Source organism: Winogradskyella sp. (genome assembly GCF_016744625.1).
Taxonomy (GTDB): domain Bacteria; phylum Bacteroidota; class Bacteroidia; order Flavobacteriales; family Flavobacteriaceae; genus Winogradskyella.
This window is the reverse complement of sequence record NZ_JADGDZ010000089.1, coordinates 1-13635: the sequence shown is the minus strand read 5'-3', so window position 1 is coordinate 13635 and position 13635 is coordinate 1. Positions and strand designations below refer to the sequence as shown.

General features: G+C 31.2%; 5 protein-coding genes and 2 pseudogenes. 2 read left to right on the top strand and 5 right to left on the bottom strand.

All coding sequences use genetic code 11. From position 1 onward, the window contains the following. A pseudogene (locus tag QZZ53_RS14510) lies at positions 1-4509 on the bottom strand (hypothetical protein); the annotation flags it as partial. 312 nt (positions 4510-4821) lie between these two features. On the opposite strand from QZZ53_RS14510, the gene QZZ53_RS14505 reads away from it, so the two are divergent. Next, complete coding sequence (locus QZZ53_RS14505; protein WP_296385989.1) at positions 4822-5103, top strand: GIY-YIG nuclease family protein; 282 nt, start codon at positions 4822-4824, stop codon at positions 5101-5103. Positions 5104-5418: 315 nt separating this feature from the next. Here the strand turns inward: QZZ53_RS14505 and QZZ53_RS14500 are convergent, their stop codons facing one another. The 4 genes from QZZ53_RS14500 to QZZ53_RS14485 all read right to left on the bottom strand — a co-directional run bounded on the left by QZZ53_RS14500 (position 5419) and on the right by QZZ53_RS14485 (position 12844). Then, complete coding sequence (locus tag QZZ53_RS14500; protein WP_296385987.1) at positions 5419-6801, bottom strand: hypothetical protein; 1383 nt, start codon at positions 6799-6801, stop codon at positions 5419-5421. 318 nt (positions 6802-7119) lie between these two features. After that, the gene (locus QZZ53_RS14495) at positions 7120-11241 is read right to left on the bottom strand and encodes an ATP-binding protein (RefSeq protein ID WP_296385985.1); all 4122 of its coding nucleotides are present in this window, start codon (positions 11239-11241) and stop codon (positions 7120-7122) included. 315 nt (positions 11242-11556) lie between these two features. After that, positions 11557-11964, bottom strand: coding sequence for an integrase core domain-containing protein (locus QZZ53_RS14490; RefSeq protein WP_296385983.1), 408 nt, complete (start codon positions 11962-11964; stop codon positions 11557-11559). Positions 11965-12205: 241 nt separating this feature from the next. Next, a complete protein-coding gene (locus QZZ53_RS14485) occupies positions 12206-12844 on the bottom strand; it encodes a hypothetical protein (protein WP_296385981.1) in 639 nt (212 codons plus the stop codon). Positions 12845-13178: 334 nt separating this feature from the next. On the opposite strand from QZZ53_RS14485, the pseudogene QZZ53_RS17150 reads away from it, so the two are divergent. Then, a pseudogene (locus QZZ53_RS17150) lies at positions 13179-13478 on the top strand (IS1 family transposase); the annotation flags it as partial. Positions 13479-13635 lie beyond the last annotated feature (157 nt).

Here is a 13635-nt window from a genome sequence, read left to right as displayed (position 1 = left end):
GTCACTAGGTAACCATGAGCCATTATAGGTATAGGTTATAGGAAGTGCTTCGCAATCTTCACTAAAACTGGTTTGAGAATCTACATTGGTCCAATTGGTGGTGCTGTATGCCGCATCATCTACTTCTATACAGGTTAGGTTTGGATTGTTTGTTGTATTGTAGTATGTTATGTTAATATTGTTATCGTTTTTTAAATTTAAACTAATTAGAACATTGTTATTTGCCAAAAGGTGAACAATAGGGTTATTAGATAAATCTAAACTAACAATTGCGTTTTCTTGACAATATAAATATGTTAAACTTAGGTTTTGTGATACATCTAATGCTGTTATACTATTCGAGTTACACTCTAAAGTTGTTAAGCTGGTGTTTTGTGACACATCTAATATTGCTAAGCTATTATTAGAGCATACCAAAACTGTTAGTGCTTCAAATGCCTCAATACCAGTTAAATCTGTTATGTTTTGGTTAGCTACATCTAATATTGTTACAGTATTAATATTGGCTGTTGTTACATAATCATCATTTGCTATACCATTACCCATACCATTAGCTTCGAGGTATCCTTCAAAACTATTGTCTGGCACATAGGTTTCATAACAATTCTCACTAAAACTACTTGCAGAATCAATATTGGTCCAATTAGTAGTACTGTATGCTGCATTATCTGCTTGTATGCATGTCAAATTAGGGTTAGCAGAAGCGTTAAAATTAGCTGTTAGGATATTACTATTACTCCCATTTTTTACATTTAAGCTTGTTAATGCATTATTATCACAACGTAAATTAGTTAAAGCTGTATTTTGGCTAACATCAAGACTTGTCAAAGAATTATTATATACGTATAAAGCAACCAAGCTGGTATTTTGGCTAACATCCAAAGTTGTAATCGTTGGGTTGTCATAAAGCCACAGTTGAGTTAATGCTATATTTTGAGTAACATCTATTACTGACAATTGATTTCCATAACATCTAAAATCATTTAAAACAATATTTCCTAATATATCTATTGTTGTTAATTGGTTATTACTACATGCTAAACCAGTTAAATCTGTATTATTATTTACATATAAACTTGTTAATAGATTATTAGAACAGTCTAAATCAGTTAAAGATATGTTATGGTTAACATTTAAATTTGTTAATTGGTTATTAGAACAGTATAATTGAGTTAAAGTTGTGTTTTGACTTACATCTATATTTGTTAAGGCATTATTGTCGCAGTGTAAATTAGTTAAAGCTGTGTTTTGACTTACATCTATATTTGTTAAGGCATTATTGTCGCAGTGTAAATTAGTTAAAGCTGTATTTTGGCTAACATCAAGATTTATTAAAGAATTATTGTAGCTATACAAAGTAACTAAGTTAGTGTTTTGACTAACATCCATAGTTGTAATTGCTGGATTGTCATAAATCCACAATTGAGTTAATGCTATATTTTGAGTGACATCTATTGCAGTTAATTGATTTTCATGACATTTAAAATCATTTAAAACACTATTTGTTGATACATCTATTGTTGTTAATTGGTTATTGCTACAGTTTAAGGATGTTAAAGCGATAAAATCTTCAATACCTGTAAGCTCTGCTATATTTTGACTAGAAACATCCAAATTGGTTACCAGGTTAATATTAGCAGTTAACACATAATTATCATTAGTGATACCATTCCCCATACCATTGGCTTCTAGATATGCTTCAAAATTATCGTCTGGAACATTGGTATGCAAAAATTGAAAACAATCTTCGCTAAAACTACTAACAGAGTCTATAGTTGTCCAAGTAATTGCACTCCAAGTAGCATCATCAACATTTATACAGTTTAAATTAGGATTAGCAGAAGCATTAAAACTAGCTGTTGAGATATTACTATTATTCCCGTTTTTTACATTTAGACTTGTTAATTGGTTGTTATTGCATTTTAAAATAGTTAAAGCTATATTTAGACTTACATCTAAATTTGTTAATTGGTTATTACTACATCCTAAAGTATTTAAAGCCGTATTTTGACTTACATCTAAACTTGTTAATTGGTTATCATTACAAGTTAAAATATTTAAATATGTATTTTGACTTACGTCTAAACCTGCTAGTTGGTTATTTTCGCATTGCAAAGTATGTAAAACCGTATTTTGGCTTACATCAATATTTGTTAATACATTGTTGTAACACCACAAATTAGTCAAAGCAACAAAATCTTCAATACCTGTAAGGTCTGCTATATTTTGGTTTGGTATATTTAATTCAGTAACTGAATTAATATTGGCAGTTAATACATAATTATCATTAGCGATACCGTTACCCATACCATGGGTTTCTAGATACGCTTCAAAATTATTGTCTGGCACATTGGTTAAAAATTGAAGACAATCTTCACTAAAGCTACTTACAGGATCTATACCTTGCCAATTAGCTGTACTCCAAGTAGCATCATCTACTTTTATACAGATTAAGTTTGGGTTGTTTATACTAATGAAGGTTATAATGCTAGTATTATTCCCATTTTTAACATTTAAACCTATTATTTGGTTATTAGAACAGTCTAAAATATTTAAAGCTGCATTTTGACTTACATCTAAACCCATTAATTGGTTATTATTACATCCTAAAACACTTAAAGCCGTATTTTGACTTACATCTAAATTTGTAAGTTGGTTGTTTGCACAATTAAGTGAAGCTAAAGCCGCAAAATCTTCAATACCAGTTAGGTCTGCAATATTTTGGTTCGGTATATGTAATGATGTTACTGTATTAATATTTGCTTTGAACACATAATTATCATTAGAGATATCGTTACCCATACCATTAGCTTCCAGATACGCTTCAAAATTATCATCTGGGACGTAGGTTAAAAATTGAAGGCAATCTTCACTAAAAATACTTGCAGGATCTGCTGACCAACTGGCACTATAAGTAGCGTTATCTACCTGTATACATGAAAGGTTTGGATTATTTGTTGTGTTGTAGATTGCAACATTGGTGTTGTTATTGTTTTTAAAATTTAAACTGGTTAGAGCATTGTTGTTTGCTAATAAATGAACAATAGCTGGATTACCAGATAAGTCTAAACTAGCAATTGCGTTTTCTTGACAATATAAATATGCTAAACTTAGGTTTTGAGACACATCTAATGTTGTTAAACTATTAAAGCTCGTCTCTAAAGTTGTTAAACTAGTATTTTGAGATACATCTAATGTTATTAAGCTATTATTACGACAATCTAAAGCTGTTAATAAGTCAAAGGCTTCAATGCCTGTAAGGTCTGCTATATTTTGGTTAGCCACATTTAATGTAGTTATTGTATTAATATTTACGGTGGAAACATAATCGTCATTGGCAATCCCATTACCCATTCCATTGGCTTCTAGATACGCTTCAAAATTATTATCTGGTACATAAGTGGTAGCACTACATGCATTAGTATCTGAAATTAAAACATTAGAAATTATAGCATAGCCATGACCACCTCCGCCACCTGTAGCACCACCCATTACTACTGCATTACTAACTCCAAAACCTTGGCAATACCAGCTACCTCCACCATGTCCTAATCCATTTGCACCACCACCACCAGAATAGCCTCCACCAGATCCTCCATCTTCTTTACCAAAACCACCTCCAGTAAACCCACTACCTCCATTAGAACCTTCATATCGCCCTCCTTCACCTGCTGTTGGTGAAAAAATACCCTTTACAAAATCATAACTTCCATCGTATCCATTTAGACTACCAGTAGTATAACTCTCAAATGCTCGTTGCGCAACATTATAGACATCTTCATCACCTTCAGCATTACCAAGAATTCCGGCTCCTGGATTGCCATTATAACTTTGAGAATTAAGTTGTCCCCCAAATCCATGGCTACCACCTTGACCCATACCTTCACAATTGGTACAACTCTCGCCAGCTTGCTCACTTACTGCACCATGACCATCATGGTGATCGCCAATTAGAAGAGTAGACCCTCCTCCTCCTCCTGCAACAGCTAGTACGTACCATTCTGTTTTACCAGGTGGCAAATAGGCTATACCTGTAGACCCTCCTCCTCCTCCTTCAGTATCTCCTAGACATCCAACTTCTCCATTATCTCCTTGCTTCCCTACTATAATCTTTAATGTACCTCCTTCTTCAAGTCTAGTAATTGGTACCCCAGATATATTTGGCCCTACTGGAAATACAACAAATATAGTTGCACCAGAACCTCCTGATTGATGAACATCTATAATACAATCTATATCAGAATCACCTCCTGCGGCACCTTTAAGCTCAAAGGAAATACTTGTTATATCTGGGCCAATGACATAATCGATTTGCGCAGACATGTGCTCGTTAGTAGGGTGTTGTTGATACCCAATTGAAGCTCCATCACATGGTAAATATTGAGCAAAAAGTGTTGTGTTTATTCCAAACAAGCATAGTATTGCAATACAAAAACTTAATTTTTGTTTGCCTACTGCTATAGTATTAGCAAAAAAAGTATTTTTTAAAATAGGGTTGTTAGGTTTCATAATAGTCTATTTTTACTGCTCATTAAAATTAAATACTGTATAACATTATTTTGATATTGCAAAGATGAAGACCAAACACAATGTTAGGCTACATACTATGTTTCAAATACTTCAGATTATAGGTTTTGGGCAGAAAAACACTTCAGACTATGTTTCGTTTTTTTGGATTATTATTATATAATATGTTGACAATTAGACTATTAAAGGTGTCGTTGTTTTCTATTCAAAGGGTTTATTATTCAGGCACGTTGTCATGCTCCTTCTGTATGACAAATGCTGAATGACATAGGATAATTTTTGTATTTTAATTAAATAAAAACCAAGGGTACGCATAATTACTATGTTTACATATTAACTAATAAAGCAAAGACCGTTCTTTATACTGGTGTTACAAATAACCTCAAAGAAAGGCTGCATTATCATAACAATCCACTTCCTTTTTCAAAAGTGTTTACTGCCAAATACAAATGTTTCTATATAATATATTATGAGCATTTCTTTGAGATAGAGCGTGCTATTAAAAGAGAAAAGCAAATTAAAGGTAAAAACAGAACTAAAAAAGAAGCATTGATATCTGGGTTTAATCCTACGTAGTCATTTTTGAATAGTGAGGTTTAATTTTTAGTCTTATTGAGATTCTTCGCTTTGCTCTGAATGACAGCACACTCTGAATGACAATATAAAAAAGCTGGCGTAAAAAAAGCGAGCCACTTCTGTTAGTAGTTAACTCGCCTTGCTATTAATAATAGTTAAATATTTAATCCGTCTTATATTGTAAACTCAAAATTACTGAGTCGTCAATTCGAGTAATTTTGAGGCATGAAGAAATTACATAGAGAACCTTTGATTACCATTAAAACGTCTCAATGCATCACGCTTTTAGCATAACAATCAAAGCGACTTCACATATTATAAGCCAATATTGTATGTGCCATCTGCACAATTAACCCAAACTACACCATTGGCAAATGTTCTTGTAAATGTCATTCCGTTATTAGAAACCACAACATCTCCAATAGGTAATCCAGTTACTATAGTATCGTATTGATTATGGTATTCCCAACTTTGGTCAAACCATCCTCCTCCTTCTGGATCTGACTGCATATCTGAAAACCCAAAGTAGCTACCTTCTCCCATAGCAACTAAAAAAGCTGCGATTCCGAATTCTAAAAACTCGTTTTGTGTAAACGTTTTTGAAGCTCCAGAAAGTGTTTTACAGCCTTCTAAACAGCCACCATCGTTAGGAAAATATGGCATGTGTACAATAATTGGTATGCCATTTTCAGTTTCTCGAATAGAATTACGCATTTGTTTTGCTACAGTTTCACCTAGATTCCACATCCAAAATTCATTGTTTCTAGCAAAAGGAATACCTTCTAATGCTTGTAGAATTGCTTCCTCAGTTTCTGGGCAATCATTTTCCCATGGCACTTGTGCACCAATATCAGAAAACCCATTGGTAGTAGATAAAATAGGATACTTATTGTTATTTACCAAAGTAGAAAAAGCCTCGGTATAGACTTGTAATTGCGAATTCATAAAAGCTTCTCTAGCTTCAAAAGTCATATAACTTAAATGATTAGCTTCATCGCAAGCTACACTAAAGGCATTATCAAAAAAGACACCATCTGTGCTTTCTGCTGCTCCTGATACCATTAATGATTGAAATTCATTTTGTGTCGCACATTTTCTAAAATCCCATCTGCAGTATTTTAAATCTGTCTGAAAACCTGACTCATCTACATCCATTGGGTAATTTATAAACCCAAAGCAATGCCTTTGGTCTTGTAAAAATAAATTTTGGTCTTGCAAAGCATCCCATTGCTTATTATACATAGAACCTGCCCACATACCACTTCTATATACTAATACTGGTGGCCCATTTGGATTAGCGACTTTAAGCCTATTGACTTGCTCTTCCATAAAACCAGCTAAATTGCCTCCTGCCCATTTGCCAGTAGTAGTTTCTTCTACAAATTGTCCCATTCTAAATTCGAGAATGGCTAAACTAAATCTGTTCACTTTTGTCATTTGGGTAGTACTCATAAAACCATCTGGCTCTGCCGCAAAATATAATGAAGGGAACTTTTGGTAACCATCCCAAGTCCAAGGTTGCCAAGTTGAAGGAAGGTTAGGGTTGTTGATGTTTGAAGTGCAATTTTCGGATAAGGCTGTGTCGTTAACATTAGTACTATCGTCATTTTCTATACCTTCGTCTTTATTGCAGGCTGAAAAGTTAACAAAGATTAATACAAGTAAAATTGTGATTTTGTAGGTTATTCTTGAAATCATAGGTTACGTTTTGTCTAAAAATTAGATATTATATTAATACAGAAATATTCTTGTTATATAACGCAAAAATATGAAGGAAATGACATGTGTCTCTTCAGGCTATGGGTTTAAAATCACAGAATATGTTTCGTTTTAAAGACTTGGTATTGTTCAATATTGTCATTCAGAGTATGCTATCATTCAGAGACGAAGCCGAAAAATCTCTTATATAAGCAAGTTAGTTAAGATAAACCTAGAGATTTCTCGTCACTCGTTCCTCGTTCTGTCGAAATGACAATGAGTATTGTTTTGTTATTCAGAACAAATGTGAAGACTTAATTATCCACGATCATCAGTTGGTCGATACCCAAATGTTTCTAAATACACATCAGAAAAATAAACAGGTGAAGAAAAGCCAACTTTATATGCAATTTCTGAGACATTAAAGTTAGTTGTTTTTAGTAACTTTTGTGCATGATGCAAGCGTATAGAGCGCATATAAATTGATGGTGAATTGCCTGTTAATGCTTTTACTTTCTTAAAAATTTGACTGCGACTCATGCCAATTCCCCTAACTAATTGTAGTATACCAATTTCTGAATTAGAAAGGTCTTCTTCAATAATTGTTCTAATTTTTTGTAAGAATACATCTTCAATTTCAATATGCTGCTTTAAGTCCTTATTATTTTGATGTTCATTTTCAGACAAACTACTTTCATTAGTAAACTGCATGAATTTACTCTGCAATGTTTTACGCAGTTCTAATTTACTTTGAAGAATAATCAATAATTCTTCTTTATGAAAAGGTTTACTTAAATAAGTATCGGCACCACGTTGCAGGCCTTCTAACCGAGATTTTGCATCGGCTTTGGCTGTTAATAAAATGATAGGAATATGGCTAGTTCGCTCGTCTATTTTTAACACTTTACACAGTTCAAAACCATCTTTAATAGGCATCATTACATCGCTAACAATAATATCTGGTACATTAGTAATTGCTTTTTCAATACCTTCTTCTCCATTCATAGCTATTTCTATGTTATAGAAATCTTTAAGGCAACTTATTAAATAGTGAATTACGTCTGCATTATCCTCTACAATTAGCACTGTAGGTAGTATTTGCTTGCTATTTTCAATTATAGAAGTCTTTACTAATTGAGATGGTGCTATAGCACTTATCATAGATGTATTGGATATATCTAAAACATTAGTATCATTATGCTCAGCAATATTTGTAATAGGTAATTTTATAATAAATGTTGTGCCTTCATCTTTAGTACTTGTTACATTTATGTCTCCACCCATAGCTTTTGTTAACTCAGAAACAAGTGTAAGTCCAATTCCTGTGCCTTCACCTTTACGAGTAGAGGTATCGTCTACTTGATAAAATCGTTCAAAAATACGTGGTAGTTGTTTTTCTGAAATTCCTATTCCTGTATCTCTGATTTTTATTAAAAAAGCACGATTAACTTCTGCTTCTTCAATCGATAATTGCACATAAATATCGCCTCCTTTAGGTGTGAATTTTATTGCGTTAGACAGTAAGTTTGAATGAATTCGCATTATTTTTTCAGCATCAAAATCCATAAATAGACTTTTCTCATCTGATAAAAAATGGACTGTTAATTCTTGTGCTTCTGCCAAACTTTTTAGCGATTCTGTTTGGTAACGAAGGTATTTAATTATATCATCTTGTTTTTTCTGAATTGAAATCTCCCCTGATTCTATTTTCCTTAAATCTAACATTTGATTAATTAGATTTAATAGTTGATCACTATTACGTTTGATTAGGTTTTTGTTGCCCGAATTTTTTAATTGGTCTGCTATACCAGATATTACAGTAAGTGGTGTTCTAAATTCGTGGGTAATATTTGTGTATAATTTAGACTTTACTTGGTCTAGCTCCTTTAAACGTTCAACTTCTCTATGTTCTACTTGAGATTTAAACTGTAATTGAATACGGCTCTTTTGCAATTTTAAAATTTTAAAAACTGAAAAACCAATGAAAACAGAGTATAGTAAATATGCTAAATTTGTGCGATACCAAGGTGGTAAAATATTGATTTTTAACTCTGTTATTTGATTACTCCAAACGCCATCTCCATTTGCTCCTTTAATTTTAAATGTATAATTGTTAGGTGGTAAACTTAGGTAAGATGCTTCATTTTGATCACTTTCATGAACCCAAGGTTCTTCTATGCCTTCTAAATAATATCTAAATTTATTTTTTGTTGGTGCTGTATATTCTAATCCTGCAAATTGTAATGCAATTGAATTTTCAGAAAATGGAAGGGTTATTTCTTTTGTAAAATTAATGGCATTTTTTAAAATACTTGTACTATCATTATTAACAGAAATATTTTCATTGTTTACATAGAGTCCCGTAATACTTACATTGGGTACTTCCTTTACTGTTCGTAAATTATTTGGATGAAAAACGTTTAAACCTTTAACACCTCCAAATACGAACTCTCCGTTTGGCGATTTTGCATAAGACCAAGTATTAAATTCATTTCCTTGCATGCCATCTTCTTCGGTGTAGTTTAAAATTTTGCCTGTAGAAGGATTATAACTAATAATCCCTTTATTAGAACTCATCCATAAATTTCCTTCATCATCATTAAGTACACTATAAATAACGTCGTTTGGCAAACCGTCTTTCGAGGTTACGTAAGTAAGTACCATCGCTTTTGTGTCTAAACGATGTAATCCACCGCCTTTAGTTCCCATCCATAAAATATTTGCATCTTTTGGGTCTGTTAACAAAGATGCTATATTGTTATTAAGTAAGTTTAATGTTGTACCATTAGTATCTATAGATTGGTTATCTGTTTCTTTAAATAATTTAAATTGAAAGTTGTTGTCTATTAAGCGGCATTCTAAAAGCCCACCTGATGTTCCTAACCACCAACGGCCATCTCTAGTTTTTGCTAAATCATAGACTTGATATTTATTGTTTAACACTTCCTCCAAGCTGTATTTTTTCACTTGCTTATTTTGTGTATAATAACTTATAAACTCACTTTTAGAAGCAAATAAAACCAAATTTCTCTCGTCGTCTCTACCAAAAGCAGTTGCATCACTAGACATTAAAAAAGTGGGTTGTTTTGGTAATGTTTTTCCTTTAGGAATCTGATATACTTTAAAGCTAGAACGTTCCGTTCCTGAAACCCACAATGCGTCATCCTTTCCATTCCAAATATTAGTAGAATTATGCGAATTCATAAAATCTAATACACCATTCTTGATAAACTTTGGCTTTTTTCCAGAGATATAAAATGCCTTTATATTGTTATTAGTTCCAATATCAACAATTATTTCTCCATCGATAGAGATATAAGGTTTTGCTCCAAAATAAATATCACCATGCGATTTAATACTAGATTTTCGAGATGTTATTTTTAGGACACCATAACCGTTTGTTCCTAACCAAAGGTTTCCAGATCCATCAATTAATGAACTTATTAAATTAACTCCTTTTATCTTAAGTTTAAATAATGCTTCTTCTAGTTTAAAAGATGGAAGTGATATGTCATCTTTATTATAAAAAAACCATTCATCAGAGTTTGTTCCAATACCAACATAGATGTCATTTATCAATAAACTTCCTTTTATTTTATAACCCTTTGGGTTTTGCCAAGTATTTTTTTTATAATTCCATATTCTACTATTCCAATTCTTGTTTCCTGTTTTTTCTTCTGACTCATTAATAATGATTTGTTCTTCATCAAAAAAAATAATGCTGGCTATCTTCGCTTTATTTGCTGATAGTTCTGGAATTATTTTTTCTTTTTTTAGAGATTGTACATCTATATTCCATAATGCTAAAGAGTCTCCTAAATTAGCAGCACAAACAATGATTCTGTTGTTGTTTTTATTTAAGTTAAAAAGTGATACTCCAAAAAAAGGTATAGATTCTGACTTAACTTTGTGTAATACACTTTCATCATTAGGTAATAACTCCCAAAAATTGTCAGGAAATTCAATTCGTACAAGTCTATCATTAATACTATCAACAAACCAAAACCGTCCAAAAACATCTTTTAACAAGTCTGCAACTTGTATATCTCTCCCTTTTTGCCCTAAAATTTCGTCAGGAATTTCATAAAATCGACGACTTTGTTTATGATAAATTGATAATCCTTTTTGATGTGTTCCAACAAGTATAAAGTCCCCTTCTTCATATAGACTCCTTATAAAATCTCCCGAAATTGAATACGGATTTTCTCTATCATTAACAAAAACTTGAAAATGTTCTCCATCATATCGATTAAGTCCATTTTTAGTACCAAACCAAAGAAAACCTTCTTTGTCTTGAATCATTGAAGAAATAAACCCCTGAGAAAGACCATCTTTTATAGTTATTTCTTCTGGTTGTATAGAATTTTGTGCTAGGGTAAATGAAGAAAGCATTATAAAACACAACAATACTATTTTAGGTTGAAATGTATAAATGTGCATGTAATGGTTTTTCAGAATAATATTATTCTTTTTTAAGAATTGTTTAAACTCAAATTTAGAGATTAATAATTAAAAACGAGTAAGTAAGGAAAACTAATTTTCATTTTCCTCTGTCTTTAATCATCATATTTAGAGGTGAATTGATTAATGGTATTATCAATTAGGGAGCACTGCTATTCCCAAGATTATTTTAAAATAGACTGTCCCATTTATGGGAATTGACTATAAATAAGTGATTTAATATTCAAACTCAAAATAGAGTTGATTTTTTATGGATGTAATTTAAAAAGAGAAGCAAAAACATTGCTTCTCTTTTTAGTTTTCAATTATCGAAGAAGTTTTATAAACATATCTTACATAAATTTTGTTTGTTTTTAACAATTCTAAGTGCTTTTTGTGTTCTAAAACCATTAGTGTATTTCCAAAATGAATTTGAGAACTAATAAAAATTCCGTTAGGCGTATTTCCAGCTAACTTTAATTGTGGTCTCTCATTATTATAAATTGGTATAACTTCTGTCATTACTTTTTCAAGTGTGGTTCTATTACTAATCTTTCTTGGATATAGAAACTGATGTTTTAAAACCTTGTTAAAAGCTTCAATCATCGAGTTAGAAAATACGACATCTCGTTGAGTGACTCTATGAGTAATCGTATTATATGATTCTAAAAGTGTTGAGACATTGGTATTGACGTTTTCTGATCCACCATCTGTTAGAAACATAGTATTAACAGGTTTATACCTTTTATAAGCATCTTGTAATAAAGATCTGATGGCTTTTCCAGAACTACTATTTTAAATACGATATCCAATAACTTTCTTAGAGTAATGATCCATTAAGATATGGATGTAGTGTTTTATGTAATCTTCTGTTTTGAAAATGGTAACATCTGCACACCAAATCTCATTTGGCCTTGATGTTTTGTTAGGATTATATCTACTAGATTTTCTATATATTTTCAAATTAGAAAAACCAAGTAGTCGACAATATTTGTAAAATGTAGATAGTCCGCAAAAAAAGGTTATTATCTCTTATGGCTCTTAAATAGATACATGATTTTGACCAGGATTTATAACGCTCATCTTGCATATACTCTTTAATAGTTTCTACTTCAGTTTGTAATAATTGATTAGGAACACGTCTAGTGCACCATTTAAAATATGATGCTTCACATTTATGAATGACAATGGTTTTATAATTTTGATAAGCAGTTCTAGAGATATTAAATACCTTTAAAGCATTATCAATTGGAATAACATCTTTTAGAGAATCAATTGTATTTACTATAAATCCCTTTTGACCCTTAAGTAAAGTTTTTATGCCTTTAATGTTAGAAATCATATTGTGAAAACTATCTGTTAACTTAAAGTAACTTTCATTTATTTTTTTAATTTTTGAAGATTGATTTATTCGCTTTATAAGTTCAATTTCCTGCTTAACTATTTGATTAATTTCTGAATATAAATACTTGTCATCAGATTCGTTTCTCCAACGAGATAGGTTTGAGCTTGGTATATTTGATATTTGGTTTGAGGTTAATATATCATTTAATATTCCGTGTCTTGCCAAATGTTTTATTGATGTGTCCCAAGAAGTTCTCATGATATGATTTTATATCAAACTAAATTAGAACCTCATATTGGTCATTTAAGAAATTTACCCTTATGATTATTAGGGAAAACCTTATTTATTTAATGGTTTTTCATTAAATAAATATTGGTATTAACTTGCTAATGAATAAAAAAAATAAATGAATCCATGCTCCCTAGCTTTCTCAAATAAAAAATTGACTTCTTGGCTTTCTACATTAAACAATCGTTTTAATTTTCTTTTTCTGCTCTCAACAGAACTCCTAGATAAAAATACTAACCCTGGCAGTTCTTTCATTCTTATTCCTTTTGATAAGTAGTACGGCTGTAAATTTGAAGTTGATGAGCTTTGGAGTTTTAATGACAATAAAGAAAATGTTACTTGGATTAACTATGCTATAGAACGACAAACTAAAACAGTTATCGACTTTTTTGTTGGTAGAAAAACAAGTGAAAACATAAAACCACTCATCAACAAATTATTATTGTTACATCCAACATATATTTATACAGATCGGTTGTATATTTATCCGAGTATAATCCCTAAAACAATTCATAAACGATTTAAATATTGTACTAATATTATAGAACGTAATAATCTAACACTTAGGACTCATATTAAAAGATTGAGTAGAAGAACGATTTGATTTTCAAAAAACAAAAAGTATTTAGAAGCTCATTTGAAGATTTATTTTTGGGGATAGAAATTCTAAATTGAGGATTATTAATATGAAACTTTTTTAAAATTTATATAGGCTCAAGAATTAAGGTTATTTTATTAAAATCTGCACTTTAACATAACCT

Bases quoted from the DNA above. Each gene is read 5' to 3' on its own strand.
- QZZ53_RS14500 (WP_296385987.1), bottom strand. From the start codon at position 6,801: ATGATTTCAAGAATAACCTACAAAATCACAATTTTACTTGTATTAATC.
- QZZ53_RS14485 (WP_296385981.1), bottom strand. From the start codon at position 12,844: ATGAGAACTTCTTGGGACACATCAATAAAACATTTGGCAAGACACGGA.
- QZZ53_RS14490 (WP_296385983.1), bottom strand. From the start codon at position 11,964: ATGTTTCTAACAGATGGTGGATCAGAAAACGTCAATACCAATGTCTCA.
- QZZ53_RS14495 (WP_296385985.1), bottom strand. From the start codon at position 11,241: ATGCACATTTATACATTTCAACCTAAAATAGTATTGTTGTGTTTTATA.